The 26,184-nt window shown below is 70.4% G+C and carries 24 protein-coding genes; 7 read left to right on the top strand and 17 right to left on the bottom strand.

The annotated features are described in order from the left end of the window. Positions 1–31 precede the first annotated feature (31 nt). The 8 genes from ABZT17_RS00745 to ABZT17_RS00710 all read right to left on the bottom strand — a co-directional run bounded on the left by ABZT17_RS00745 (position 32) and on the right by ABZT17_RS00710 (position 10,373). Positions 32–1,741 (bottom strand): histidinol-phosphate transaminase, encoded by a 1,710-nt coding sequence (locus tag ABZT17_RS00745; protein WP_356341962.1) that lies wholly within the window; start codon positions 1,739–1,741, stop codon positions 32–34. A gap of 188 nt (positions 1,742–1,929) precedes the next feature. Beyond that, positions 1,930–3,084, bottom strand: a complete 1,155-nt coding sequence (locus ABZT17_RS00740; RefSeq protein WP_356341960.1) for an aldose epimerase family protein — start codon at positions 3,082–3,084, stop codon at positions 1,930–1,932. Positions 3,085–3,140: 56 nt separating this feature from the next. Beyond that, positions 3,141–4,385: a multiple monosaccharide ABC transporter permease gene (mmsB, locus tag ABZT17_RS00735; protein ID WP_356341957.1), complete on the bottom strand. Its 1,245-nt coding sequence runs from the start codon at positions 4,383–4,385 to the stop codon at positions 3,141–3,143. Continuing rightward, a complete protein-coding gene (mmsA, locus tag ABZT17_RS00730; protein WP_356341955.1) occupies positions 4,382–5,932 on the bottom strand; it encodes a multiple monosaccharide ABC transporter ATP-binding protein in 1,551 nt (516 codons plus the stop codon). The genes mmsB and mmsA overlap by 4 nt, the downstream gene beginning before the upstream one ends. Before the next feature lie 36 nt (positions 5,933–5,968). Continuing rightward, entirely contained in the window at positions 5,969–7,078 is a 1,110-nt protein-coding gene (chvE, locus tag ABZT17_RS00725; RefSeq protein ID WP_356341953.1) for a multiple monosaccharide ABC transporter substrate-binding protein, read from the bottom strand. A 46-nt stretch (positions 7,079–7,124) separates the two neighbouring features. Further along, positions 7,125–8,093, bottom strand: a complete 969-nt coding sequence (locus tag ABZT17_RS00720) for a hypothetical protein (RefSeq protein WP_356341951.1) — start codon at positions 8,091–8,093, stop codon at positions 7,125–7,127. 112 nt (positions 8,094–8,205) lie between these two features. After that, entirely contained in the window at positions 8,206–9,216 is a 1,011-nt protein-coding gene (locus ABZT17_RS00715; RefSeq protein WP_356341949.1) for an alcohol dehydrogenase catalytic domain-containing protein, read from the bottom strand. Further along, positions 9,213–10,373 carry a mandelate racemase/muconate lactonizing enzyme family protein gene (locus tag ABZT17_RS00710; protein ID WP_356341946.1) on the bottom strand — a complete coding sequence of 387 codons (1,161 nt, stop codon included), beginning with the start codon at positions 10,371–10,373 and terminating at the stop codon, positions 9,213–9,215. The genes ABZT17_RS00715 and ABZT17_RS00710 overlap by 4 nt, the downstream gene beginning before the upstream one ends. A 258-nt stretch (positions 10,374–10,631) precedes the next feature. Here ABZT17_RS00710 and ABZT17_RS00705 point away from each other — a divergent pair, with 258 nt between their 5' ends. Beyond that, the gene (locus ABZT17_RS00705) at positions 10,632–11,468 is read left to right on the top strand and encodes a hypothetical protein (RefSeq protein ID WP_356341944.1); all 837 of its coding nucleotides are present in this window, start codon (positions 10,632–10,634) and stop codon (positions 11,466–11,468) included. 79 nt (positions 11,469–11,547) lie between these two features. Here the strand turns inward: ABZT17_RS00705 and ABZT17_RS00700 are convergent, their stop codons facing one another. Continuing rightward, the gene (locus ABZT17_RS00700) at positions 11,548–12,000 is read right to left on the bottom strand and encodes a MarR family transcriptional regulator (RefSeq protein ID WP_356341942.1); all 453 of its coding nucleotides are present in this window, start codon (positions 11,998–12,000) and stop codon (positions 11,548–11,550) included. A gap of 90 nt (positions 12,001–12,090) precedes the next feature. Between ABZT17_RS00700 and ABZT17_RS00695 the strand changes: the two genes are divergently transcribed. Beyond that, entirely contained in the window at positions 12,091–13,089 is a 999-nt protein-coding gene (locus ABZT17_RS00695) for an NADP-dependent oxidoreductase (RefSeq protein WP_356341939.1), read from the top strand. 327 nt (positions 13,090–13,416) lie between these two features. On the opposite strand, the gene ABZT17_RS00690 is transcribed toward ABZT17_RS00695, so the two are convergent. Both ABZT17_RS00690 and ABZT17_RS00685 read right to left on the bottom strand, forming a co-directional pair. Continuing rightward, positions 13,417–14,568 carry a serine hydrolase domain-containing protein gene (locus tag ABZT17_RS00690; RefSeq protein ID WP_356341937.1) on the bottom strand — a complete coding sequence of 384 codons (1,152 nt, stop codon included), beginning with the start codon at positions 14,566–14,568 and terminating at the stop codon, positions 13,417–13,419. A 9-nt stretch (positions 14,569–14,577) separates the two neighbouring features. Beyond that, complete coding sequence (locus ABZT17_RS00685; protein ID WP_356341935.1) at positions 14,578–14,781, bottom strand: hypothetical protein; 204 nt, start codon at positions 14,779–14,781, stop codon at positions 14,578–14,580. Positions 14,782–14,900: 119 nt separating this feature from the next. Between ABZT17_RS00685 and ABZT17_RS00680 the strand changes: the two genes are divergently transcribed. Further along, the gene (locus tag ABZT17_RS00680) at positions 14,901–15,764 is read left to right on the top strand and encodes a hypothetical protein (RefSeq protein ID WP_356341933.1); all 864 of its coding nucleotides are present in this window, start codon (positions 14,901–14,903) and stop codon (positions 15,762–15,764) included. 73 nt (positions 15,765–15,837) lie between these two features. Beyond that, a complete protein-coding gene (locus ABZT17_RS00675; protein WP_356341931.1) occupies positions 15,838–16,650 on the top strand; it encodes an EI24 domain-containing protein in 813 nt (270 codons plus the stop codon). A gap of 48 nt (positions 16,651–16,698) precedes the next feature. Here the strand turns inward: ABZT17_RS00675 and ABZT17_RS00670 are convergent, their stop codons facing one another. Beyond that, on the bottom strand, positions 16,699–17,952 hold the full coding sequence (locus tag ABZT17_RS00670) for a pyroglutamyl peptidase (protein ID WP_356341928.1): 1,254 nt from the start codon (positions 17,950–17,952) through the stop codon (positions 16,699–16,701). A gap of 95 nt (positions 17,953–18,047) precedes the next feature. Beyond that, complete coding sequence (locus ABZT17_RS00665; RefSeq protein WP_356341926.1) at positions 18,048–18,293, bottom strand: hypothetical protein; 246 nt, start codon at positions 18,291–18,293, stop codon at positions 18,048–18,050. A 141-nt stretch (positions 18,294–18,434) separates the two neighbouring features. Here ABZT17_RS00665 and ABZT17_RS00660 point away from each other — a divergent pair, with 141 nt between their 5' ends. After that, positions 18,435–18,773, top strand: coding sequence for a YrdB family protein (locus tag ABZT17_RS00660; RefSeq protein WP_356341924.1), 339 nt, complete (start codon positions 18,435–18,437; stop codon positions 18,771–18,773). A 19-nt stretch (positions 18,774–18,792) separates the two neighbouring features. Here the strand turns inward: ABZT17_RS00660 and ABZT17_RS00655 are convergent, their stop codons facing one another. Further along, the gene (locus ABZT17_RS00655) at positions 18,793–19,371 is read right to left on the bottom strand and encodes a TetR/AcrR family transcriptional regulator (RefSeq protein ID WP_356341921.1); all 579 of its coding nucleotides are present in this window, start codon (positions 19,369–19,371) and stop codon (positions 18,793–18,795) included. A 105-nt stretch (positions 19,372–19,476) separates the two neighbouring features. Between ABZT17_RS00655 and ABZT17_RS00650 the strand changes: the two genes are divergently transcribed. After that, positions 19,477–21,930, top strand: coding sequence for a glycoside hydrolase family 3 C-terminal domain-containing protein (locus ABZT17_RS00650; protein ID WP_356341919.1), 2,454 nt, complete (start codon positions 19,477–19,479; stop codon positions 21,928–21,930). A gap of 165 nt (positions 21,931–22,095) precedes the next feature. Here ABZT17_RS00650 and ABZT17_RS00645 read toward each other — a convergent pair whose 3' ends face one another. Next, entirely contained in the window at positions 22,096–23,067 is a 972-nt protein-coding gene (locus ABZT17_RS00645) for an aldose epimerase family protein (protein ID WP_356341917.1), read from the bottom strand. 15 nt (positions 23,068–23,082) lie between these two features. Then, positions 23,083–23,973, bottom strand: coding sequence for an SGNH/GDSL hydrolase family protein (locus ABZT17_RS00640; RefSeq protein WP_356341914.1), 891 nt, complete (start codon positions 23,971–23,973; stop codon positions 23,083–23,085). A gap of 284 nt (positions 23,974–24,257) precedes the next feature. Between ABZT17_RS00640 and ABZT17_RS00635 the strand changes: the two genes are divergently transcribed. Continuing rightward, entirely contained in the window at positions 24,258–24,752 is a 495-nt protein-coding gene (locus ABZT17_RS00635; RefSeq protein ID WP_356341911.1) for a DUF3145 domain-containing protein, read from the top strand. Positions 24,753–24,830: 78 nt separating this feature from the next. On the opposite strand, the gene fabF is transcribed toward ABZT17_RS00635, so the two are convergent. Continuing rightward, positions 24,831–26,102 (bottom strand): beta-ketoacyl-ACP synthase II, encoded by a 1,272-nt coding sequence (fabF, locus tag ABZT17_RS00630; RefSeq protein WP_356341909.1) that lies wholly within the window; start codon positions 26,100–26,102, stop codon positions 24,831–24,833. Positions 26,103–26,184 lie beyond the last annotated feature (82 nt).

Below are 26,184 nucleotides of genomic sequence, written 5' to 3'. Positions count from 1 at the left end.
GACCAGCCACAACGTACCCGCGCCCGACGAACTACCCGGCCTGCCCCATTCCCGCGGCATTGGGCCAGCTCTGCGCGTTCGGCCACCCAGTGGCCGGCGCCGGAGTCAACCCAGGCCCAGTGGTCCCCCGCACCTGCGCAGCAGTAAGCCCCCCACGGGCCGGAACACCGGGCGGCGTGGGACCGGGCATCGCGGCGGCGGGAGCCATCGGCGCAGGCGAAGGCATCTGCGCGGGCACCGGCTGCGGTACGGGCTGAGTCATCGGCTGCATCGGCTGCATCGGCATCTGGGCAGCCGCAGGCATTTGGGCGACCGCAGGCATGGGCGCCGGCGTCGACATGGGCATCGGCATCGGCATCGGCATCGGAGTCGAGGTCGGCAGGGGCGTAGGCATCTGCGCCGCCGCCGGCTGCGGCACCGGCACAGGCACCGGTTGCTGCATCGGCATCGGCATCGGCATCTGCGCCGCCGCCGGCATAGGCATGCCCATACCGGTCGAACCGCCCGAGGCCATCGCCACGAGCGGCATACCCGCCCCGTTGGTCTCACTGACCAGCCGGTCCACGGCCGCCGTACCCGAGCTGTAGCTGGTCCCGGCGCCCAGCTCGGGCACGGCGGCTCCCCTCCTGGTCCCGTAGAGCACCTGTTCCATTCCGGACACCAGGCGACGCACGTCCGTCTGGGGGCGCACCACGAGCCTCAGGAAGCGGCTGGACGAACCGATCTTGTTGCCGCACTCGCGGACCAGGATGCGGTGCTCGGTGAGCATCCGGTCCCGGACCACGGTGCCTTCGGCGCCCACGGGGAGGCGCACGAAGAGAAAGTTTCCCTGCGAGGGGTAGACGGTCAGCCCCGGCAGCGCGGACAGCTGGGCGGCCATGTCCAGCCGGTCGCGGCGGATCTGCTGGAGGCTCTGCGCGTACTCGGCGCCGTGCTCCTTCAGCATGAACACCACGTGCTCGGCGAAGGAGTTGAGGTTCCACTTGGGGAGCATGGAACGGATCCGCCCGGCCAGCGCGGGGTTGGCGACGAGATAGCCGAACCGTATGCCGTGCAGGCCGAAGTTCTTGCCGAGGCTGCGCAGCACCACCACGTTGGGGCGGAGCATGGCCTCCTGGACGACCGAGGGTTCGGCCTCCGCGTCGGCGAACTCCAGGAACGACTCGTCGACGACGACCAGGTCCAGGTCGGCCATCGAGTCCATGAACTGCACGACCGCGTGCTTCTGCAGGTAGCCGCCGTCGGGGTTGTTCGGGTTGCAGATCACCGCGACCCGGGTGCCGCGCTTGCGGATGAACTCGGCGTACTGGGCGAGGTCCAGAGCGAAGCCGTTGGACTCCTGCAGCGGGAACATGTCGACCCGCTTGCCGGTCTCCATCGGCTGGTCGGTCCAGCGGCCGAAGGTGGGGACGGGGATGGCGAGGGACTCGCGGACCATCAGATGGTCGATCCAGGTGATCAGTTCGGTCGAGCCGTTGCCCATCGCGACGCACTGCGGCGGCAGCTGGAGGAGGCTGCACAGCTCTGCGGTGATCGTGTCGGCGCTGCTCGGGTAGTACGTGATGATGTCGCGCAGGCGGGCCGACATGTCGTCGAACATCGCCGGGGTGGGGAAGTAGGGGTTGCAGGGGATACAGAAGTCGATCGGGCCGGCCCCGTCGCCGCCCTCCCGCGCCAGCGCAGCCATCGACGGACTGTGGGCCGCTGAGCCGCGGAACAGCGAGGTGACGTTGTCGGCCATGGAACCTCCGTATGGGGCGGGCCCGGTGGGGGGCGGCGGGGGCCCGTCGTGTTCAGGCGGCCCGTGCGGGGGAGCACGGGCCGCCCTTGAATACGGATTCGTCCGTGGCGCTGTTCAACTGATGTGAAACTAGTGTGACTTCGGGAACCGGAAGCCCTTGCTCAACGTCCCGGTCCGAGTGCCCGGTGTCACGACCCGAAGGTGTGGATCGTCGTCGTCCGATACGTCTGTCCCGGCCGCAGCACGGTCGACGGGAAGTTCGCGTGGTTCGGCGAGTCCGGGAAGTGCTGGGTCTCCAGGCACAGGGCGTCACCCTGGCGGTAGGTGTGACCGCCGGTGCCGGTGAGGGTGCCGTCGAGGAAGTTGCCGGAGTAGAACTGCAGGCCCGGCTGGTCGGTGGCGATCCTCAGGGTGCGGCCGGAGCGCGGGTCGCGCAGGGTCGCGACATGCTCGGGCTTGGCGGTGATGCCCTTGTCCAGGGCCCAGTTGTGGTCGTAGCCCTTGGCCTGCACCTGCTGGGCGTGGCCGGCGCGGATGTCCCGGCCGATCGTCTTCGTCTCGCGGAAGTCGAACGGGGTGCCGGAGACCTTCGCCAGCTCGCCCGTCGGGATGAGGCCCGAGTCGGTGGGCGTGTAGCGGGACGCGGCGATCGTGAGCTCGTGGTCCTCGATGGTGCCGCTGCCCTCACCGGCCAGGTTCCAGTAGACGTGGCTGGTCAGGTTGACGACGGTGGCCTTGTCGGTGGTGGCCGCGTAGTCGATCCGCCAGTCGCCGTGCTTGTTGAGGGTGTACGTCACCTTCACCTTGAGCGTGCCGGGGTAGCCCATCTCGCCGTCGATGCTGGTGTAGTGCAGGTGGAGGCCGACGTCGGAGCCCTTGGTGAACGGCTCGACGTCCCAGATGTGCTTGTCGAAGCCCTGCGTGCCGCCGTGCAGGTGGTTGACGCCGTCGTTCACGGACAGCTGGTACGACTTGCCGTCCAGGGTGAACTTGCCCTTGTCGATGCGGTTGCCGTAACGGCCGATCAGCGCCCCGAAGTACGGGGTCTTCGCCACGTAGTCCTCGATGTTGTCGAAGCCGAGGGAGACGTTGGCGTACCGGCCCCTGCGGTCCGGGATCTCCAGCGACTGGACGACACCGCCCCAGTTCAGCACCTTGAGCCGGGTGCCGCCGTTCTCCAGCGACCAGCGGTAGACCTTGCTGCCGTCGGCCAGCTTGCCGAAGAGCTCCTTCACCGGCTTCCTGCCTCCCGATGCTGCCTCGGCCGTCCCGGAGCCGAGGGTGGTGGCGGCGATCCCCGCAGCAGCGGCGCCCGCGATGACTGTGCGTCTGTTCAGTTCCATGTGTGCGGCTCCCGTAAAGGGGTGGGGCCCCGCCTTTCGACGGGGCCCGAGCTGACTTACGAACCGGACTTGCGCTTGTTCCACACGTCGAAGCCGACCGCGGCCAGCAGGGCGAGGCCCTTGATGACCTGTTGCCAGTCGGTGCCGACGCTGAGGAGGTTCATGCCGTTGTTCAGCACACCGAGGACGAGACCACCGATGATCGCGCCGAGGACGGTACCCACACCGCCGCTCATGGACGCGCCACCGATGAACGACGAGGCGATCGCCTCGAGTTCGAAGTTGAGGCCCGCCTTCGGCGAGGCCGCGTTCAGACGGGCTGCGACCACCAGACCCGCCAGGGCCGCGAGCACGCCCATGTTGAGGAAGACGTAGAAGGTGACCTTCTTGTCCTTGACGCCGGAGAGCTTGGCCGCCGGCAGGTTGCCGCCGATCGCGTAGATGTGCCGGCCGAAGACCGCGTTGCGCATGACGTAGCCGTAGCCGACCACCAGCACACCGAGCACGATCAGGATGATCGGGGCACCGTTGTAGCTGGCCAGCAGCATGGTCAGGGCGAGGATCGCGGCGACGATCGCGACCAGCTTGAGCAGGAAGAGGTTGCGCGGCACCACGTCGAGCGCGAACTCCTGCTGCCGGCGCCGGTCGCGCACCTCCTGCCACACCACCGCGGCGATCAGCACGAGGCCGAGCAGCAGCGTGATGTTGTGGTAGTTGGTGTTCGGGCCGACCGCGGGCAGGAAGCCGTTGCCGAGCTTCTGCAGACCGTTCGGGAAGGGGCCGAGGGTCTGGCCCTGGAGCAGGATCTCCGTCAGACCGCGGAAGAGCAGCATGCCGGCCAGGGTGACGATGAAGGACGGTATGCCGAAGTAGGCGATCAGTACGCCCTGTACGGCTCCCGCGACCGCGCCCATCAGCAGGCACAGCACCAGCGCGACCGGCCAGGCCACACCGTGCTGCACCGTCAGCACGGCCGCGAACGCGCCCACGAACGCCGTCAGCGAGCCGACCGAGAGGTCGATGTGCCCGGCGATGATCACCAGCATCATGCCGATCGCGAGGATCAGGATGTAGCTGTTCTGCAGCACCAGGTTGGAGACGTTGCGCGGCAGCAGCAGGTCGCCGCCGGTCCACACCTGGAACAGGACGACGATCAGACCCAGCGCGATCAGCATGCCGTACTGGCGCAGGTTGCGGCGCAGGCCGCCGAGGACCAGCTGCACCAGGCTCGTGCCGGCGCCCGAGCCGCCCTTGCCCGGCGGCGGGGCCGCCGAGACCTTGTCGGTGACGTCCGTGCTCATCGCGTTACCTCTTTGTCCTTCGTCATATGGCGCATCAGCACTTCCTGCGTGGCCTCGGCCCGCGGGACCTCGCCCGTCAGCCGCCCGGCGGCCATGGTGTAGATGCGGTCGCACATTCCGAGCAGCTCGGGCAGCTCGGAGGAGATGAAGACGACCGCCTTGCCCTGCGCGGCCAGCTGGTCGATGACCGTGTAGATCTCGTACTTGGCACCGACGTCGATACCGCGCGTGGGCTCGTCCAGGATCAGCACCTCGGGACCCGCGAAGATCCACTTGCTGAGGACGACCTTCTGCTGGTTGCCGCCGGACAGCTTGCCGACGGGCTCGAAGACGGTCGGCGCCTTGATGTTCATGGACTTGCGGTAGCCCTCGGAGACCTGGCGCTCCTCGTGCTCGTCGACGATCCCCCGCTTGGCCACCTTGCCGAGCGCGGTCAGCGAGATGTTCCGGTTGATGGTGTCGATGAGGTTGAGGCCGTAGTGCTTGCGGTCCTCGGTGACATACGCGATGCCGTGGTCGACCGCCTCCGAGACGGTCTTCGTACGGATCTCCCGGCCGTCCTTGAGGACCGTGCCGGCCGCGTAACGACCGTAGGTCCGCCCGAAGACGTTCATCGCGAGTTCCGTGCGGCCCGCGCCCATCAGGCCCGCGATACCGACGATCTCCCCCCGGCGCACATGAATTGACACATCGTCAACCACCTTGCGCTGCTGGTCGATCGGGTGGTACGCGGTCCAGTTGCGGATCTCCAGGGCGGGCGCCGCGTCCTTCTCGCCCTCGTACGGCGTCCGCTCGGGGAACCGGTGGTCGAGGTCGCGGCCGACCATGCCGGAGATGATCCGGTCCTCGGTCGTCTCGGCGGCCTTCACGTCCAGCGTCTCGATGGACTTGCCGTCCCGGAGGATCGTCACCGAGTCGGCGACCCGGCGGATCTCGTTGAGCTTGTGGGAGATGATGATCGAGGTGATGCCCTGCTTCTTCAACTCCAGGATGAGATCCAGGAGTTTGCCGCTGTCCTCGTCGTTCAGGGCGGCGGTCGGCTCATCCAGGATGAGCAGCTTCACCTTCTTCGACAGCGCCTTGGCGATCTCCACCAGCTGCTGCTTGCCCACGCCGATGTCGGCGACCCGGGTCTCCGGGTGGTCGCTCAGACCCACCCGGCGCAGCAGCTCGGTGGCGTGCTTCAGCGTCTCCCGCCAGTCGATGAACCCGCCGGAGGCGTGCTCGTTGCCGAGGAAGATGTTCTCCGCGATGGAGAGATACGGCACCAGGGCCAGCTCCTGGTGGATGATCACGATGCCGTGCTGCTCGCTGGCCCGGATGTCCTTGAACTGCGAGACCTCTCCCTCGAAGAGGATCTCGCCTTCGTAGGTGCCGTGCGGATGGACGCCGGAGAGCACCTTCATCAAGGTGGACTTGCCGGCGCCGTTCTCACCGCAGATGGCGTGGACCTCGCCCTGACGGACAGTCAGTGTGACGTCCGAGAGCGCCTTGACACCGGGAAAGGTCTTGACGATCGAGCGCATTTCCAGGACGGGTCCCGCCATGGTCGTGCCTTCCAATCAGTAGGGGGCGGGAGGCGGTTACTTGAGTTCGGCGTCGGTGTAGTAGCCGCCCTTGACCAGGACGTCCTCGTAGTTGGTCTTGTCGACGCTCACCGGCTGGAGCAGCATCGCGGGGACGACCTTGGTGCCGTTGTCGTAGGTCTTGGTGTCGTTGGTCTGCGGCGTCTTCTTGTTGAGGACGTCGTCCACCATGCCCGCGGCGACGTCGGCGAGCTTGCGGGTGTCCTTGTAGACGGTCTGCGTCTGCTGGCCCGCGATGATCGACTTCACCGAGGCGAGCTCGGCGTCCTGGCCGGTGATGACCGGCAGCGGCTTGCCGGCGCTGCCGTAGCCGTCCGACTTGAGCGCGGCGAGGATGCCGATCGAGATGCCGTCGTACGGCGAGAGCACCGCGTCGACCTTGCCGCTGGTGTAGGTCGAGGTGAGGATGTCCTCCATGCGCTTCTGCGCGGTGGCGCCGTCCCAGCGCAGGGTGGTGACCTGGTTGAGCGAGGTCTGCTTGGACTTGACGACCAGCTGCTTCTTGTCGATGTAGGGCTGGAGCACCTTCATCGCGCCGCCGAAGAAGTACTTGGTGTTGTTGTCGTCGTTGGAGCCGGCGAAGAGCTCGATGTTGAACGGGCCCTTCTTGCCGCTGTCCAGGCCGAGCTTCTGGATGATGTAGCCGCCCTGCAGCTCGCCGACCTTCTCGTTGTCGAACGAGGCGTAGTAGTCGACGTTCTTGGTGCCGAGGATGAGGCGGTCGTAGGCGATGACCGGGATGTTGGCCGACGCGGCCTCCTGAAGCACGTTGTTCAGGGACTTGTTGTCGATGGCCGCGATGATCAGGCCCTTGACGCCCTGCGTGATCAGGTTCTCGATCTGCGAGACCTGGGTGTCGGGGTCGTCCTCGCCGTAGACCAGCTTGGTCTTGTACCCCTTGGCCTGGAGGTCCTTGACGACGTTCTTGCCGTCGGCGATCCAGCGCTCGGAGGACTTGGTCGGCATGGCGATACCGATGGTCCCGCCCTTGGTGCTGTCGGCCTTCTCCTTGCTGCCGCCCGAGCTGTTCTGCCCGCAGGCGGACAGCGTGAGGGCCAGCGAGGCGGCTCCGGCTATGAGGGCGAGGGCGCTTCTACGAGTGCGCATGGGTCATCCATCCTTGATCTTCTCGTCGTTGAGAGGTGCGAGCGGTTCAGGCGCCAGCGGGAAAACGGTTGAGCGGACCGGGCAGCCGGGAGCCGAGCGGCGCCATGTCGCCGTCCGCGCCGTGCCGGGCGAGCAGATCCAGGGCGAGCCGGCCACGCCGTACCCGCTCCCGGGCGGTGTCCAGGGTCACGTCCCGCAGATGGGTGCCCCACGGGTAGATGCCGGGGGCCTTGGAGAGACCGAACTTCAGGTAGAGCGGTGCGCCGCGCCGGATCAGTTCGGCGACCTCGTACATCCGGATGTAGCCGCCGAGGTCGTCCGGGGCCTCGATGTACATGTCCATGGGGGCGGCGGAGACCCGCCGGATCTCGGTGAGGTGATCGAGCGTCAGATCGCTGGGCACATTGAGCGAGTCGGCCCCGAGACGCTCGTAGACCGCGTAACTGGCGGGGTTCACCGGGCCGATGAGCGCCGACACCTTGAGCGTGGTGTCGGCCGGGATGATCCCCGCCTCGCGCGCCCGGTGCAGCGTCCACAGCACGCCCTCGTCGGCGACGAGCAGGCACTTGACGCCCAACTCCGTTGCGCGGACCGCGTCTTCGACGCATCCGGCGACGGCGTCGTGGCCGCGTGCGCGCAGTCCGGCCCCTCGCGAGTCGGAGCGCACGGACCCGCCGATGTCCCAGGTGCCGCGCGGCCCGGTGAACAGGCAGAGTTCGATGTCGCGTTCGGCCGTCGCCTCGACCATCTCGGTGATCTCGGCGTCGCTCAGCATCCACACACCGCTGCCCTGGCTGATCCGGTGGATCGGCACGTCGAGGCGGGAGGACTCCTTGAGTACGACGGTCAGCGCTTCGGGACCCTCGCACGAGGGGATCTCGGTGCGCCACTTGCCGCCGCCGGGGAAGGTGTGCGCGGAGGCGTCGGCGGGGTCGAGGGCGGGCGCGCCCAGGCCGAGGGCGGCGAGCGCCTGCTCACCGGGTCGGCGGGCCGCCGGGGCGGAGTCGGTCGTCACAAGCTGTCCTTCGTGTTCGATATTTCGGACAAGGTTCGCGGCTCGGGGCAGGGAAAGCGTTGGGTGTACGCCGGTACGGGGACCGTCAGGTCGCCCCCGTACCGGCGTACGTCTAGGGGCGGAGCAGCACCTTGCCGACCTTCGGATCACCCGATCCGACCAGCTCGATGGCGTGCGGGAACTCGTCCAGCGGCAGCTCGTGCGTGACCAGCGGCAGCGGATCGAGCAGTCCGGCTCCGAAGACCCGCACCGTGTGCGCCCAGGCGTCCGGCGGGGCCCCGAAGACGGTGTGTACCTCCAGCTGCCGTACGACCAGGTCCGTCGGGTCCAGACCCTCCGCACCCGGCGCCGGGATCCCGGTGAGGACCAGGCGTCCGCCGCGCCTGAGCAGGGAGGCGGCGGTGCGCGCGGCGGACGCGGACCCGGCGGTCTCGATGACGACGTCGAAGTCGTCCGGCAGCCGCTGATCCTTCGTACGGAAGTCGGTGGCGCCGAAAGCTTTCGACAGCTCGGCCCGGTCGGGCCGGGTGCCGACGACCAGCAGCTCGGCCGGCGAGCCCGCCTTCAGGAACTGAACGCCGAACATGCCCAGCGTCCCGGTGCCGACCACCGCGACCCGCTCACCCGGCAGGGCGTTCGCCTTGATCGCGGCGGCCGCGATACAGGCGGCCGGCTCCAGCAGCGCGGCGGCCGTCAGATCGGCGTCGTCGGGCAGAACGTGCAGCAGACGCGCGGGCAGGGTCAGCGTGGCGGCCATCGCCCCCGGCTGGGTGAACCCGGTCTCCTCGTACCCCGCGCCGCACAGCGTGGTCTCACCGGCGTGACACCGGTCGCACACCTGGCAGTTGCGGAAGCCCTCGCCGACGACCTTGCGCCCTACGAGACTTGAAGGCACCGCGGCCCCGACGGCCTCCACCGTCCCGGACCACTCGTGGCCCGGCGTGAGGGGGTAACGCACATACCCCTCGGGCCGGTTGCCCTGGTAGACCTCGCGGTCGCTGCCGCAGATGCCCACCGCGTGGACACGGACGAGGGCCTCACCGGCGCCGGGCTCACGAGGCGTGTGCTCGGCGAGCCGATGCTCCCCGGGCGCCTCGATGAGGACTTCGACGGCATGGCTCACTGCTGGGCGCCCTTCGGCTTGCGCTGTTCCCAGCCCTCGGCCCACAGGTCGAACCGGGCCTGCTGCTGCGGGAACTCGGCGGCGGCGTCGACGTCCAGCTCGACCCCGAGGCCGGGCTTGTCGGAGAGGTGGAAGTAGCCGTCCACGACCTCCGGCGCCCCCTTGACGACCTTCTTGATCTCCGCGTCGGCGAAGTCGTTGAAGTGCTCCAGGATCTTGAAGTTGGGGGAGGTGAAGCCGACCTGGAGGGAGGCGGCGGTGAGCACCGAGCCGCCCACGTTGTGCGGGGCGACGAGCATGTAGTGGGTCTCGGCGGTGGCGGCGAGCTTGCGCGTCTCCCAGATGCCGCCGATGTGGCCGACGTCCGGCTGGATGATGTCGACGGCCTGGCTCTCGAAGAGCTCGCGGAACTCGATCCGGTCGTGGATGCGCTCACCGGTGGCGACCGGGATGTCGACCTTGGCGGCGACCTTCTCCAGCGCCTTCAGGTTCTCCGGCGGGCAGGGCTCCTCCAGCCACGCGGGCTTGAAGGGCGCGAGCTCGTTCGCGAGGCGCACGGCCGTCGCGGGGGAGAAGCGGCCGTGCATCTCCAGCATCAGCTCGGCGTCCGGCCCGATGGCGTCGCGCACGGCCTCGATCAGGGAGACCGCGTACAGGGTCTGCTCGTGGTCGAGCTCGAAGTGGCCGGTGCCGAAGGGGTCGATCTTCAGCGCCTTGTAGCCGCGCTCCATGACCCCCTGGGCGGCCTTGTGGTACGCCTCCGGAGTGCGCTCCGTGGTGTACCAGCCGTTGGCGTACGCCTTGACCTTGTCGGTGACCTTGCCGCCCAGCAGCTGCCAGACGGGCACGCCCAGGGCCTTGCCCTTGATGTCCCAGCAGGCCATCTCGATCACGGCGATGCCGGACATCACGATCTCACCGGCACGGCCGTAGTCGCCGTACTTCATCCGCCGTACGAGGTCTTCCACCGCGAAGGGGTCGGAGCCCAGAATGTGGTTGGCCTCGGCCTCCCGCAGATAGCCGATCAGCGCGTCGGTGTGACCGAGCATCCGGGTCTCGCCGACTCCCGTGATCCCTTCGTCGGTGTGCACCTGGACGTAGGTCAGGTTGCGCCAAGGCGTCCCGACCACGTGTGTGCTGATTCCGGTGATACGCACGGAGATTGCCCCTCAGCTGTTCGAGATTTCGTCACACGTTCGAAATGCTGGCGTGACAGTAAGGACGGGGTATGGGGAGTGTCAATGGGTCGAACGCATAACGGTTTCGACACCGCTTTCGGTGCGGCTTTCGGCGGCGGTTTCGGTGCGATCGGGAGAGATGCCTCAACTCGCCACGCCGTCAGGAGTGGTTCACCACACAACCTTCACAGTCGTGACTATGAACGTGACCTGTCAGGAACTTAGTCTTCCCGCGTCATGGACTTCTGCCACCCGTGCCGACGGCACCTCAACGGCGCCCTCGCCTGCCCGGGGTGCGGCGCATCCCTCGAAGAACTCCGCGCGCAGGCGCACGCGGAGGAGCCCGCTGTGCGCGCGGTCGCGTACGACGGCCTGGGCGACGAGGGTCCCCAAGGGTCCTACGGCGACGAGGGGCCCCACGGTGACGAGGGCGACGGCGAGGACGACGGCGACGAGGCCGACCATGACGCCGAGCGGCCACCCGGCCGGGCGGCGGCACGCCGGGCGCAGGGCCGGGGACGTGGACGCGGCGGGCGCGGCGGCAGTGGTGGCGAGGAGTCGACGGGACCGGCGGGACCGGCCGGCGCGGGTGCCGCGAGTCGACGCGATCGCAAAGCGGCGGCACACCGGCGGCGCCGCCGCAGGGTCCTGTTGATCTCGGTGGCGGCGGTCCTGGCGGCCGGCGGCCTGAGCCTCGCCGAGCTGGGCATGGACGCCCCCTTCTCCTCGCCGAAGAGCTCCGCGGACGCCTCCGCCGACGGCGCGGCATCCACGGAGGCGGGCGGCAAGGACAAGCCGATCGCCGACAGGACGGGCGCTACGGCCACTCCCACCGACGACGGCTCGCCGTCCCCCTCGGCGTCCGACTCCCCGAAGGACAAGGAGACGGCCGCCGACAAGGACAAGCCGAGCAAGGGCACCGAATCGTCCACCACGGGCACGGGTGTCTCGCCGACGGCCCCCGCGGCCGGCACCCCGGCGTCGACGGCGACCCCGACGTCCGCCCCGTCCACCTCCGACCCGAGCCCGGCCCCGTCACCGACGTGCACGCGGTTCCTGTGGTGGTGCACGTAGGGGTTCCGTTCGGGGTCCTCGGAGCGCCGGAAGCTCGAAACCCCGGGACCGCCGGGAGGTTCCGGCGTTCGGAAAACGGTTACGCCGCCAGCATCCGCCGTAGCAAATCCCGCAAACCCAGTCGCTCTTCGTCGGACAGTCCGGCCAGCGGCTCCCGCGCGAAGCGCAGCCCGTCACGCAGCTCCCGCGCCACCCGGCGCCCCTCCTCCGTGGCCGCCGCCAGCTTGACCCGGCGGTCGGCGGGGTCGGGCCGCCGCTCCACCAGCCCCCGGGACTCCAGCCGGTCCACGATCCCGGTGACGTTCGACGGCTCGCACTTCAGCTTCTGCGCCAGCTTCCGCATGGGCAGCGGCTGCAGCGACAGCAGGCTCAGCAGCCTGGCCTGCGCCCCGGTCAGCGTGTGCTCCGCCGCCGCCTCGTCGAAGTCCGCGTAGTAACGCGCCACGACATCGCCGATCAGCTCGACGACCTCGAGAGTCAGCGGATCGGGGCGCCCGGCCCCTGGGCGATCGGTCTTCTGCGGAGTGGCCATGGCTCAAGACTACCCCCATTACTTGACAACCTGAAATATTCAGGAGCATGGTTGTTTCAGGTACTGAAGTAAATCTGAAAGGCTTCCGTCATGATCAACCGCGAGTGGCACCTCCTCTCCCGCCCCGTGGGCTGGCCCAAGCCCGAGGACTTCGCCCTGGTCGAGGCGGAGGTCCGGCAGCCCGGTGAGGGGCAGGTCCTCGTGCGGAACAAGTACCTGTCCGTGGACCCGTACATGCGCGGCCGGATGAGCGCCGCCAAGTCCTACGTCGCCCCCTTCGAGCTCGGCAAGGTCATGCAGGGCGGCGCGGTCGGCGAGGTCGTGGCCTCCGGCGCCGAGGGCATCGCGGCCGGCGACCACGTCCTGCACTTCGGCGGCTGGCGCGAATACGCCACCGTCGACGCCCGGCAGGCCGTCAAGGTCGACCCGGACGCCGCGCCCCTGTCGACATACCTCGGCGTCCTCGGGATGACGGGCCTCACCGCCTACGCCGGCCTGCTGCGCACCGCCGCCTTCAAGGAGGGCGACTCCGTCTTCGTCTCCGGCGCGGCCGGCGCGGTCGGCAGCCAGGTCGGCCAGATCGCCAGGCTCAAGGGCGCCTCCCGGGTCATCGGCTCGGCCGGCTCCGACGAGAAGGTCAAGCTCCTGGTGGAGGAGTACGGCTTCGACGCCGCCTTCAACTACAAGAACGGCCCGGTGAGCGAGCAGCTGCGGGCCGCCGCTCCGGACGGGATCGACGTCTACTTCGACAACGTCGGCGGGGACCACCTGGAGGCGGCCATCGGCTCCCTCAACGAGAAGGGCCGTATCGCGATCTGCGGCATGATCTCGGTCTACAACAACACCGAGCCCGCCCCCGGCCCGAAGAACCTCGCCCGGCTCATCGCGACCCGCGGCCGTATCGAGGGCCTGCTGGTCGGCGACCACTACGACCTGCAGCCGCAGTTCGTGGCCGAGGTCGGACCGTGGGTCGCCTCCGGGCAGCTGAAGTACCGCGAGACCGTCGTCGAGGGCATCGAGAACAACCTGGAGGCGTTCCTCGGGGTCCTGCGCGGCGACAACACCGGAAAGATGATCGTCAAGCTGTAGCGTCGAGGGCGGTCCGCGCGAACATCACCGTGACGCGGGTCCGACCTCACTCGTTCAGCCACTGCGGAGGCCGCACCCTTGGACGTGGGGTGCGGCTTTCCCCCTTTTTTGCTTCGTTCGCCTCCGGGGGCGCTTTGTGCCGGTGCCGAGAGACCGAACGTGCTCAGCGCTTCGCGCCTCCGCGCGTTCGGCCTCTCGGCACCGGCGCGCCCCCTTCGGCTCTCTTCGCGGCCGGCGCGTCGGCACAGTTGAGGTTGGTGGGCACTCGCCGTGGGTTCTGGTCGGCCGGGGGTGGGTTCGGGGGCGGGGAGTTGGGTGGTGCTGTGGTCAGATCGCCAGGGCTGCCTTGTGTATGGCTCTGACCAGGCGGTCGTTCTCCGGGGCCGCGCCTCCCGGGAAGGCCAGGCGGCGCCTGGTGTAGCCGTAGGCCAGGCCGCTGCGCGGGTCGGCGAAGGCCTGGGAGCCGCCCGCGCCGCTGTGGCCGAAGGCCCCGGCGCCCAGGAAGGGGTGCCAGGTGTCGGCGGTGGCCTGGAAGCCCAGGCCGTACGACTTGTGCGTGCGGGCCACCAGGTCGTAACCGGCGGAGTGGATCTGGCCGACCTCGGCGATGGTGTCCGGCTTGAGCAGCGGGGGCCGTCCATCCACCTCGCTGATCGTCGCCGCGTACATCCCGGCCAGGCCGCGTGCGGCGGCGACACCGCCCGCCGACGCCGGGCCCTTGGCGCGTACGGTGCGGGAGTTGGCGTAGTCGACGAGGCTTCCGGTGCCCGGCACATGGGTGTTGAAGGCGATCGCGGTCAGGGTGTGCGGCCCGGCCGGCGCCTCGTCCAGCACCGCCTGCTGGACCGGCGTCGGAGCCATCGGCCGCGCGGACCGGAAACGGGGTTCGAGGGCGGCGGGCAGACCGAGGTGGAAGTCCAGTCCGTACGGCGCCCGCACCCGTTCCTCGTACACCTCCTGCAGGGTCCGGCCCGTGGCCCGCCGGACCACCTCCCCGGTCAACGCGCCGATGACCAGCGCGTGATAGCCGAAGGCGGTGCCGGGACGCCAGAACGGCTTCTGGTCCGCGAGCCGTTCGGCGATCGCGCGGTCGTCGGCCATCTCCGCGACCGAGAACCCCGAGTCGGCGCCCACCACCCCCGCCCGGTGGGCCAGCAGATCGCGCAGGGTCAGCGAACCCTTGCCCTCGGCCGCGAACTCCGGCCAGTAGTACGTCACCTTGCGGTCGAGTTCGAGCGTGCCGTCCTGCACGAGCAGGGCCACCACCAGATGCGCGGCCCCCTTGGTGGACGAGTACACGGCGTAGAGCGAGTCGGCACCCGCCTCGTCGCCGGCCCACAGGTCGACCACTCTGCGGCCGTGTACGTACGCGCACAGCTGGCCTTCGTAGTCCGGCAGTTCTCCCGCCACGAAGGCGGCGAACTCCTCGCGCACCGCCTCGAAGCCGTCGGCGACCGTGCCGTGGATCTCTTGAGTCATCCGCTCTCCTCACCTGGGGCGACGCTGGTGCGGGCCGCTGTGGCCGTCCGGCAGAACCTTGATCATGGCGGGGCGCACATCCGGAGCAGAGCCCTCCCGCACCGGCGGTCCGGAACGGGCGTCGGCGGCATAAGGGGTCAGCAGGAACGAGCCGGTCAGGGCCAGGGCTGCGAACACGGCTCGTTTCGCAAGGACGGTTCTCGTGGTGGGCACGCGTACCTCCTCCGGGGCTTCCAGAGATCGGTACGGCGGGATGTACCTGTTCGACTCAACCGCAACCGGGCATCCTGGGGGCGGACCGCCGGCCCGGGCCCGTGAGGCGAGGAGAGACCATGGCTTCGATCCCTTCACTCCCCAGCAGGGACGACATGCTGCGCATGGCACGCAGCACCACCGACATCACCGGCCAACTCCTGGACACGGCCGGGAACATCACCAGAATCGCGATCAACACCCTGGACCCGAGGGACGGTTCGGGAGCGGAGGCCCTGCGCGTCCTGCGCGAGACCACCGCGGAACTGGCGGAGGCCAGCGCGTCGCCGCAGGCCCAGGAGGCCTTCTACCGCATCGTCGACACCCTGACCCGGCTGGGCACGAGCGGGGCGCCGCTGGCCGTGCATCCGGTCAGCGAGCCCGCCCAGGCGCTGCTGGCCGTCCTGGGCGACAGCCTCCTGCCCGTGCTGGACGCGGTGGAGCCCGCGGTCGAGGAGTTCGCGGACGCGCTCGGCGACCTGGTCGAGGCGTCGTCGCCGCTGCTCCCAGCGGCGGCCGGCGTGGTCGCGGGGGCGCTGCTGGCGCTGACACCCGTACTGCGGGCCGCGGCGGACGTCCTGCGTGACTCGTCCCCCGAACTCCGCCGTATCACCGACGCGTTGACGGCGGCCCTCGCCCCTCTGCTGCCCCTCCAGGTCGCCCTGGCGGAGCGTGCGGCGACGGTCGGCGCGGGAGTGGCCCGGGCGACGCTGCCGCCCCTGGCCGACCTGACAGAGGCAGCGGCGGCCACGACGAAGGCGGCCCGCCCGGTGCTGATCGCGGGTGAGGAGCTGCTGGTGGCGGGCCTGGAGCGGCTCCAGCCGCTGCTGCTGGCGGTGGCCTCCCGCGCGGGCGGCCTGGCGAGGGCGACAGCGGTACGGATCTCGGCGGCGGTGTCCCCGGCGGCGGACCGCGGAGTGGTGGTGGCCGTCTCGCCGACGTGAGCGGGCCCACCCCGGGGGCGCCGGGCCGTATCGAGTCCGGACCCGCCACCCCCTCCCCGGTAAAGTCCTCCCCATGCGTGATCTTGCAGCGGGCTTCACCTACCTCCTGAAGGGCCAGCGCTGGGCAGCCCGCCACGGCAGACAATTCGGCTTCGGCCTCATCCCGGGGCTGATAACCCTCGTCCTCTATCTGGCCGCCCTGATCAGCCTGGCCCTGTGGGGCGAGGACGCCGTCACCTGGTCGACCCCCTTCGCCGACACCTGGTCCAGCCCCTGGCAAGGGCTCTTCCGCGGCTTCCTCACGGCCGTGCTCTTCGCCCTCGGCCTCCTCCTCGCCGTCCTCACCTTCACCGCCGTGACCCTCCTCATCGGCCAGCCCTTCTACGAGAACCTCTCCGAGAAGGTCGACCGGGACGTCTCCCCCGACGGCACCGCCCCCGAGTCCGGCCTCCCCCTCTGGCGCGAGCTGTGGATCTCCGCGCGGGACAGCCTCCGTATCGTGGTCCGCGCCCTGCTCTGGGGCGTCCTGCTCTTCGCGTGCGGCTTCCTCCCCCTCGTGGGGCAGACGGCCGTCCCGGTGATCGGCTTCTTCGTCACCGGCTTCTTCCTCACCGAGGAACTGACCGCCGTGGCCCTCCAGCGCCGGGGCGTCGAACTCCGCGCCCGCCTCGCCCTCCTCCGCTCCCGCAGGACCCTGGTCTGGGGCTTCGGCACCCCGCTGGGGCTGGCGTTCCTGGTGCCGTTCGTCGCGGTGTTCCTGATGCCGGGAGCGGTCGCGGGAGCAACCCTGATGGCACGGGAGCTGCTGGGGGAGGAGACGAACGAGGACGCGGAGGACGCGGAGGGGGACGGTGACGAGGCCCAGGACGGGGAACTCACTTCCTGAACCTGGTCACTTCTTGAACCAGGTCATGTCCTGGACCCCTGAATCGGGTCACTTCTCGAACGTGACGTCCGCGGCCACGGTGATGATCGCCCGCACCTGGTCGACGATGTCCACCCGGTTGCGCACGAACTCCGGATCGGTCACCGTCCCGGTCGCCGGATCGGTGTTCCCCGCCCCGAACTGCAGCACCGGCGTGTGCACATGCCCGCCCGGCAACCGGTCGTGCAGCCCGAGCCGGTCCCGCAACAGCGTCGCCCGGTAGGCGATCTCGTTGGACAGGTAGTTCCCGCCGCCCCCGGCCCGCGCTGTGGACCCCTCCGTGGGCCCGTCCGGCCGCACCACGGCGTCGGTCCGGCCCGCCGGGATCTCGGTCACCTCGGTGTGGTCGTAGACGGGGAAGCGCCCGGTGTCCGCGGCCACGATGTCCTTGTACGGCAGGGTGGTCGTCGTCCACTGCGGCTGCGAGGCCGGATCGCTCACCGGGACGGTCTCGGTCCGCCCGATGTTGTCGTTGTCGGGGAACCCGCCCCGCCAGGCCCCGTTGGTCCGCTCGACGTCGAACCGGCCGACCCGCCCCTGGCTCACCGTCGTGAAGAGATCGACCTTCCCCAGATACGGCCGCAGCGTCCGCTCCACCGTCCCGGCGGTGAAGTCCTGCCACCGCACCGGGAACACGACCGTCTCGATCCGCGCCGGGCCCTCGGCCGTCCGGATCACCGTCCCGTCGAGCGCGAGCGCGCTCGCCCCGGACGGATTGGAGATCCGGATGTCCCGGTCCAGTGTGAACGGATCGAACCCGGTGACGAGAATCCGCCGCAGTCCCTTCCCGTGCGGATAGCGCACCTCGGTCTGCCCACGGGAGTTCCGTTCCAACTGATCCATCAGCGACGCCCGTTGGTCGTCGCTCAGCCCGAACTCCGGCTCCCAGGCGCGCACTTCCCGTGTCATCCCGAGCCGGGCCCAGTACAGCGGCCGGTCGTCGTCCCGGCTGAGGTCCCCACCGGCCGGCCCCCGCCCCTGCACCCGGTCCACGGCCCGCCGCCACAGCGCGGACCCTTCGCGTACGACGGTCCGCCGTGCCTCGGCATAGGAGTGGGCCCGGCCCAGGTCGCGGGCGAACCGCGGTGCCACGTCGTCGAATCCGGACCGCCGGAGGATCTCCTGCGGCACCGCTTTGTCGAGCCGCTGCTCCTCGACGGTGGGGGAGGGGGCGGTCGGTGCCGCCCTGGCCGTGGTGGGGGTCGCGAGGCCCGTGGTCAGGGCCAGTCCGAGGAAAACGATCCGAACACGTAGGGAAGTCAAGGCGGTTCAGGTCCTTCCGTCGCCGTCGTGGGGGAGCGTGGTGCGGACGGCGGCAGTATCGCGTGACGGAAGTGGTCTACGCCATGGGGTGTGGCTCAGGGGGCGAACATCAGCCAGAGGAGCATCAGCACCGGAACGGTCTGGAGCAGGGCGGCATTCCGCAGCCGGGTCACCCACAGCACCGCGACGACCACCGCCAACACCGCGCAGATCGCGGCCAGTTGACCCGTCGGCGTGCCGCCGGGCTCCTCCTGCCAGATCACCGCCGTCCACCCGAAACCCACACTCAGCGCGTCCACCGGCAACAGCGCGAGCACCGCGACGACATCCCTGACCCTCATGCGGCCATCGTGACCCGGCACGAGGGCGAGCGCCTGAGTACCGGTACTCAGTACCGCTCGGCCGCGGCCGTGTCGGCCCGAGGCGCCGGCAGAGATCGAAATCGTGGCGGCGGTGGCGGGCGGTGGGTGATACTGCGGCGCGTGAAGGCAGCGAAGGCAGCGAACCTGGGCGTCCTCTTCCTCATCGAGCTGGGCGCCCTCGGGGCCGTCGGCCACTGGGGGTTCACCCGGGATGTGGCGACCCCCCTGGCCTGGCTGCTGGGGCTGGGCGCCCCGGCCGTACTCGTCGTGCTGTGGGCGCTGTTCGGCTCGCAGAAGGCGTCGTACAAGACCCGTGGCGCGGTCCGGGTCGGCTTCGAGCTGCTGTGGTTCGGCGCCGGGGTGGCCGCGCTGTTCGCCGCCGGGGCGGTCGGGTGGGCGATCGCCTTCGCCGCCGTCTGCGCCGTCAGCAAGACCCTCGCCGTCGTCTGGCGTCAGTGACGGCAGGCGGCGGCCGGGTTCACACGTCCTCGCCGAGCAGCGCCAGGAAGTCCCGGAACGCCCCCGGCATGTCCACCGACTCCGGGTCCAGCAGCCACTGGTACTGCAGACCGTCCATCACCGCGACCAGCAGCGGCGCCGTCCGCTCCGGTGTCAGCCCGTTCGGCAGCCGGTCGCCGTACTCGGTGCGCAGGACCGCCGCCATGGTCTCCCGCACCTGCCGGTACCGCTCCGTGAAGTAGCCGCGCGCCGGATGTCCCTCCGTCACGCTCTCCCCGAGCAGCGCCGAGAAGGTCTGGATGATGCCGGGCCGCATGGCGTTGTACTCGACCAGCGAGACCAGCAGATCCACCCGCCACCGTGAGTCCGGCACCGCGTCCCACTGGTCGCGCTCCTTCAGCACCGCGACCAGCAGCGCCTCCTTGGTCGGGAAGTGGTGCAGCAGCCCCTGCTGGGTGAGCCCGACCCGCTCGGCGACCGCGGCCAGGCTCGCCCCCCGGTACCCGCGCTCGGCGATCACCTCCAGCGCCGCCCGCACGATCTCCGCGCGCCGTTCCTCGCTCCTGACCCTGGCGTTCATGGCGTCACCGTACGACATCGCCGCCCGGCGAATATTACGGAAGCATCACGAAACCTACCGCGTTACAGGGAATGAGGTGCACGATGGGCCCAGGACGACATGACTCGACGAGGAGGCACCGCGATGGCGGCAACCCCGGGAAACGCCGGCGACCAGGCCCGTGAGGCGGCCGTGGAGGCGGCGCTCGGCAAGCTGGACCTGGACGCCAAGGCCCGGCTGCTGTCCGGCCAGGACATGTGGTCCCTGCCCGCGCTGCCCGAGATCGGCCTGAAGTCCCTGGTCATGTCCGACGGGCCGATCGGCGTCCGGGGTGTGCGGTGGACCGCCGACGACCCCTCCATCGCCCTGCCCTCCCCGACCGCCCTCGCCGCCACCTGGGACCCGGCACTCGCCCGCCGCGCCGGCACCCTCCTCGCGCAGGAGGCCCGCCGCAAGGGCGTGCATGTGCTGCTCGCCCCGACGGTCAACCTCCACCGCTCCCCGCTCGGCGGGCGGCACTTCGAGGCGTACAGCGAGGACCCGTATCTGACGGGCCGTATCGGCGCCGGCTATGTCACCGGCGTACAGGAAGGCGGCGTCGGCACCACCGTCAAGCACTTCGTCGCCAACGACGCCGAGACCGACCGCTTCACCGTGAACAACCTGGTGAGCGAGCGCGCCCTGCGCGAGCTGTACCTGGCCCCCTTCGAGTTCATCGTCGAGAACGCCCACCCCTGGGGCATCATGACCGCCTACAACACGGTCAACGGCACGACGATGACCGAGCACCGCCACCTGGTGAACGGGATCCTGCGCGGCGAATGGGGCTTCGACGGCTACAACGTCTCCGACTGGATGGCCGCCCGCTCCACGGTCGGCGACATCGAGGGCGGCCTGGACGTGGCCATGCCGGGCCCGCAGACCGTCTACGGCCCCCCGCTCGCCCAGGCCGTCCGCGACGGCCGGGTCGAGGAGGAGACGGTCGACGAGGCCGTGCGCAACGTCCTGCGTCTCGCCGCCCGCGTCGGCGCCCTGGAGAGCGCCGAACCGGCCGTGACCGAGCCGCCGGAGACGGTCGACGGCGAGGCCCTGGCCCGCGAGATCGCTCGCCGCGCCTTCGTCCTCGTCAAGAACGACCGCCAGGCCCTCCCGCTCCGACCCGGAACCGTGGCCCTCATCGGCGCCGCCGCCCGTGACGCGCGCGTGCTAGGCGGCGGCTCGGCCACCGTCTTCCCGTCGCGGATCGTCTCCCCGCTCGACGGCCTCACCGCGGCCCTCCCCGACGGCACCCTCAGCTACGCCGTCGGCGCCGACCCCACCACCGAACTCGCCGTCGCCGACAAGGGGTTCACCCTGAAGGCGGTCTGCCGCGACCGGGACGGGAACATCCTGGGCACGGGCTCCGCGCCGAACGGCCAGCTCCAGTGGATGGGCGCCGACCTCCCCGAGGGCGTCACCCACGCCGCCCTGCACACCGTCGAGCTGACCGGCACCTTCACCCCGCGCGAGACCGGCCCGCACACCTTCGGCGCCAAGGGCACCGGCCACTTCACCCTCGAGGTCGCCGGGACCACCCACTACGACGGCCTCCAGAGGCCCGCCGACGACAGCGACCCCTTCGAGGCGTTCTTCGGCGCGCCCGTGCCCCGGGCCCAGGTCGAACTGACCGCCGGCGAACCGGTCGAGGTCTCCCTCACCTACGTCTACGCGCTCCCCGAGGAGTTCCCCTTCAAGGTCGTCGCCTTCGCCCTGGCCCATCTGGGGCCGCAGCGCGACGCCGACGAGCTGATCGCCGAGGCCGTCGAGGCGGCCCGCGCCGCCGACACCGCCGTCGTCGTGGTCGCCACCACCGACCGCGTCGAGTCGGAGGGCTTCGACCGCAAGGACCTCGACCTGCCCGGCCGCCAGGACGACTTGGTCCGCGCGGTCGCCGCCGCCAACCCGAACACCGTCGTGGTCGTCAACTCCGGCTCCCCGGTGGAGCTGCCCTGGCGTGACGAGGTCGCCGCCGTACTGCTCGGCTGGTTCCCGGGCCAGGAGGGCGGCGCGGCCCTGGCGGACGTGCTCACGGGCGCGTACGAGCCCGGCGGCCGCCTCCCCACCACCTGGGGCTCCCTGGTCGACGCCCCGGTCACCCGGGTGACCCCCCAGGACGGCGAACTCCCTTACGACGAGGGCGTCTTCATCGGCTACCGGGCCTGGGAGAAGGAGGGCAGGGCCCCCTCGTACCCCTTCGGCCACGGCCTCGGCTACACCGGCTGGAGCTACGACTCCGCCGAGGTGGAGGCCACCCCCGAGGGCACCACCGTCAAGGTCCGCGTCCGCAACTCCGGCGAGCGCGCGGGACGCGAGGTCGTACAGGTCTATCTGGCCCCGGCCGAGCCCGGTCCGGACCGTCCGGCGCGCCGGCTCGCCGGCTTCGCGGGCGTCGAGGCGGCCCCCGGGGAGACGGCCGAGGCCGTCGTCGAGATCCCGCGCCGCGCCTTCGAGGTCTGGGACGAGGTGACCGGGTCGTGGTCATTTGTGAAGGGTTCGTACGAGATCCAGGTGAGCCGCTCGATAGCCGACCGCCGACTCACCGCGACGATTAACGTCTGATCCGGGGCACGCCTCCCCATGAGCCGCCCCGGTCCGGGACCTGACCCCCGGACCGGGGCAAGTTCTTTCCACCGGCCACCGGCCACCGGCCACACCGGCCACCGGCCACACCGGCCACACCAGCCACCGGCCGGCGGACGCGCCTCCGGGCGCCCCTCGGGCGGGTCAGCGCACGCCGAACCCGTACACCGTCTCCGACCGGAACACCTCACCCGGCCGCAGCACCGTGCTCGGGAAGTCCGGCCGGTTCGGGGAGTCCGGGAAGTGCTGGGTCTCCAGCGCGACACCGTCGTTCGGGGCGAAGGGCTCCGACAGATGGTCCGCCGTGTACAGCTGGAGGCCGGGCTCGGTGGTCGCCACGGTCAGCACCCGCCCGGACGCAGGATCGTGCAGCTCGGCCACCCCCCGAGCGGCCTCGGTGACCCCGCCGTCGAGCACGAAGTTGTGGTCGAACCCGGCGCCCACCTTCCTCCCCTCCCGGAAGTCGAACCGTGTGCCGGCGACGTCCGCCACGCCGGCCGGGATCAGATCGGCGTCGACGGGCGTGTAGCGGGCGGCCGCGATCCGCAGCTCATGGCCGCTCGCGTCGCCGGAACCGGCCAGGTTCCAGTACGAGTGGTTCGTCAGGTTCACCACGGTCGGCGCGTCGGTCACCGCCTCGTACGCGATCCGCAGCGAGCCGGAGGCGTCGAGCGTGTACGTCGCCGAGACATCGAGCCGCCCCGGGAAGCCCTCCTCCCCGTGCGGGCTGACCCGGCTCAGACGCACCCCGTACTCCCCGGCCGGCGTCACGTCCCACACCCGCTTGTCGAAGCCGCCCGGCCCGCCGTGCAGGGAGTTGGGCGCGTTGTTCGGCTCCAGGGCGTACGTCACCCCGTCGAGCGGGAAGCGGGCCCCGGCGATCCGGTTGGCGTACCGCCCGATCAGGGCGCCGAGGAACGGCTCCGGATGGTCGAGATAGCCGTCCAGACCGGCGAACCCCAGCACCACGTTCCCGGTGCGTCCGTCCCGGTCGGGGATCTCCACCGACTGCACGATGCCGCCGTACGACAGGATCCGCACCCGCACGCCGGCCCGCTCCAGGGTCCAGCGCCGGACCGGGGTGCCGTCGGAAAGTGTGCCGAAGTGTTCGCTCATGAGCGGAACCTTAAGTCACGTCTTCTTCGCGGTGACGGCACGGTAGGCGATCTCCGCCAGCCGGGCCTGTCCGTTCACACTCGGGTGGAACCAGTCCCAGTGACTCAACTGGTCGGTCCCGAACCGGTAGTCGTAGACCGCGCCCCCGTCGAAGCGGCACCGCTTGTCCTTCGCGCACACCTCCCGCAGCACCTCGTTGTAGTCCTCCACCCGCTTCTGCACGGTGTCCCGGCGCGCGGTCGCCGCCGCGTCCAGCGCGTCCGCGTCGCCCAGCATGGAGGGGCAGATGCCGAGCTTCCACACCTGCTTGCCCATCGGGTTGGTCCGCCCCTGCGACCACAGCCGCTTCAGGTTCGGCACGCTGGCCACGTACACCTGCGTCCTCGGCAGCGCCTTGCGGAGGTTCGCGAGCGCGTCCTCGAAGTCGGCGCGGAAGTCCGCCACGGAGGTCATGGCCGAGGTGGAGGCGCGGCAGGCGTCATTGGCCCCCACCATCACCGTCAGCAACTGCGGCCGCCTGCTCACCGCCTGGGCGACCTGCCCGGGCAGATCCGCCATCCGGGCCCCGGTCACCGCGTAGTTCCAGCTGCGCTCCGCCGCCTCGGCCTTCCCCAGCAGCCGTACGGCGAGACTGTCGACCTCGGTGCTGGAGCCGGTCGCCCAGGACACCTCGGGGCAGTCGGACAGCACCGTGCACGCGTCGAAGCCACGGGTGATGGAGTCACCGACGGCGGCGACGGAGCTCGGGCTCGTGTCCCACACGGGCGCCATCGGCTTGGCGCGGTGCGCCTGGGTGCCGGTGGGGCCCGAGGAGTTGCCACCGACGGCGTCACAGCCCGCGACGCCCAGGACGGCCGCCGTGGCGACGGCGAGAACGGCCCGTGAACGGTGGCTCGGCTTCCGCATCCGCTGATGTTCCCCTCGGTAGGCGTATGTAGTCGTGACTGCTCGGCAGACGTATCCGGAGGTGTCCCCCCATAACAACGCGCGGGAGTTCCCGATCTCGGTCATGTGCAACGGTTCGCACCCGTACAAGCGTCCTGCCGGGTGAATGGCGGGCGTTTCGGCGCATCGGGACGGACGGTACGTCACACTCCTTGCGCCGCCGCACGGTAGCCTCGCCATCAACGTGGCTGCCCGGCCACACCGTCCGCCAGTACGCAAGATGCCTGCTCTGCCCGGAGGTCCCGGTGACGACACGTGGAGTTCTGTACGTGCACTCCGCGCCGCGCGCGCTGTGCCCGCACGTCGAGTGGGCCGTCGCCGGGGTGCTCGGCACGCGCGTCAACCTCGACTGGATCCGGCAGCCGGCCGCGCCCGGCACCTGGCGCTCCGAGTTCTCCTGGAAGGGCGAGGTCGGCACGGCCTCCAAGCTCGCGTCGGCGCTCCGCGGCTGGCACCTCCTCCGCTTCGAGGTCACCGCCGAGCCCTGCCCCACCGCCGAGGGCGAGCGCTACAGCTGCACCCCCGACCTCGGCATCTTCCACGCCGTCACCGGCATCCACGGCGACATCCTCATCCCCGAGGACCGGCTGAGGGCCGCCCTCACCCGCTCCCAGCGCGGCGAGACGGACCTGGAGGCCGAGATCGCCAAGCTGCTGGGCAAGCCCTGGGACGACGAACTGGAGCCGTTCCGGTACGCGGGCGAAGGCGCCCCCGTCCGCTGGCTCCACCAGGTCGTCTAGGGCCGCGTACGCAACGGGAGGGCCCCCGCCTCTCGGTGGGGGCCCTCCCGTTGCGTACAGACGCTTCCCGGACCGTTCTCAGATGGTCCTGAACGCCAGCACCACGTTGTGCCCGCCGAACCCGAACGAGTCGTTCAGGGCGGCGATCCGGCCCTCGACGGGCAGCTTGCGGGCCTCGCCGCGGACGACGTCCGCGTTGGCCTCCGCCTCCGGGTCGAGGTTCTCGACGTTGATGGTCGGCGGGGCCACCCGGTGGTACAGGGCGAGCACGGTCGCGACCGTCTCGATACCGCCCGCGCCACCCAGCAGATGACCGGTCATCGACTTCGTCGCGGAGACCGCCATGTGGTCCGCGTCGTCGCCGAACACCTTGCGCAGCGCCTTGAGTTCCGCGATGTCACCGGCCGGCGTCGAGGTGGCGTGCGCGTTGACGTGCACGATCTCCGCCGGGTTCAGGTCGGTCCGCTCCAGCAGGTTCAGCAGGGCGTGCGAGATGCCCCGCCCCTCCGGCTCCGGCTGCACGATGTCGTGGCCGTCGGCGGAGATGCCCTGCCCGACCGCCTCGGCGTAGACCCGCGCGCCGCGCGCCGCGGCGTGCTCCGCGGACTCCAGTACGACGACACCCGCGCCCTCACCGAGGACGAAGCCGTCCCGGGCGGTGTCGTAGGGACGCGAGGCGCCCTCGGGGTCGTCGTTGTTCTTGGACATCGCCATCATGTTGCCGAACGCGGCGATGGGCAGCGGGTGGATGGCCGCCTCCGTGCCGCCCGCGACGACGACGTCGGCGCGGCCCGTACGGATCATCTCGATGGCGTAGCCGATGGCCTCGGCGCCCGAGGCGCACGCGGAGACCGGCGTGTGCACGCCCGCACGGGCGCCCACGAGCAGGCCCACGTTGGCCGAGGGGCCGTTCGGCATCAGCATGGGGACGGTGTGCGGGGAGACGCGGCGGACGCCCTTCTCCTTGAGCACGTCGTACTGGTCGAGCAGGGTCGTCACACCACCGATGCCGGAGGCGATGACGGCACCGAGCCGGTCCGGGTCGACACTGGCGTCTTCTCCGGCCCGGTCGGTGAAACCGGCGTCCGCCCAGGCCTCCTTGGCCGCGACCAGCGCGAACTGCGCCGAACGGTCGAGGCGTCGGGCCTGCGGCCGCGGGATGACCTCGGTGGGTTCCACGGCGACGGGCGCCGCGATACGGACCGCCTGCTCGGCGGCCCACTCCTGCTCCAGGGGCTTCACGCCGGACCTGCCGGCGATCAGACCCTCCCAGGTAGAGGCTGCGTCGCCACCCAGCGGTGTGGTTGCGCCGATACCGGTGACGACCACGGTGCGATTGGTCGGGCTCACGGGAATTCTTTCTCCAACGATTACGAGGATTCAGCGGCGCCACCGCCGGGTGGCGGGGCCGGGCAGCCGACCCGAGACCTTT

It is taken from the genome of Streptomyces sp. NPDC005648 (genome assembly GCF_040605395.1).
GTDB lineage: Bacteria > Actinomycetota > Actinomycetes > Streptomycetales > Streptomycetaceae > Streptomyces.
The sequence above is the reverse complement of the archived record's forward strand: the minus strand, read 5'-3'. Positions and strand labels throughout refer to the sequence as shown.